This window comes from Bacillus pseudomycoides DSM 12442 (genome assembly GCF_000161455.1).
GTDB classification, from domain to species: Bacteria; Bacillota; Bacilli; order Bacillales; family Bacillaceae_G; genus Bacillus_A; species Bacillus_A pseudomycoides.
This window is the reverse complement of the sequence record NZ_CM000745.1, coordinates 5,348,458-5,348,924: the sequence shown is the minus strand read 5'-3', so window position 1 is coordinate 5,348,924 and position 467 is coordinate 5,348,458. Positions and strand designations below refer to the sequence as shown.

The window sequence follows — 467 nt, the reverse complement described above, 5'->3', positions numbered from 1 at the left end:
CTTCCATCATCACAAATCCTGAAGGAACCATATGGCTTGGTAGTTTCGCCTTGAGATAATCTCTCCACTCACCTACATTCCCATCACCCACGACATATGCCACCAATCGTTTATCACCCGGCTGATCCTCTCGAACAATTACAACAGCCTCTTTTACGGATGCATGTGCGTTTAAAGCAGATTCAATTTCCCCGAGCTCAATTCGGAAACCACGGATTTTCACCTGGTGATCAATCCGCCCAAGATAATCTAGATTTCCATCTGGCAAGTATCTCGCTAAGTCTCCTGTCCGATATAATCGCGCTCCCGGATCACTACTGAATGGATGAGGAATGAAACGTTCTGCAGTCAATTCAGGTCTTTTTAAATACCCACGTGCGAGTCCTGCTCCACCAATATATAGTTCACCAGATACGCCAATAGGCACAGGCTGTTGACAATTGTCTAGTACATACACTTCTAAATCT

General features: G+C 45.0%; 1 protein-coding gene. It reads right to left on the bottom strand.

Annotation, left to right across the window (positions count from 1 at the left end):
• A partial coding sequence (locus tag BPMYX0001_RS27085; RefSeq protein WP_157753673.1) for an AMP-binding enzyme occupies positions 1–467 on the bottom strand: 467 nt, incomplete at both ends.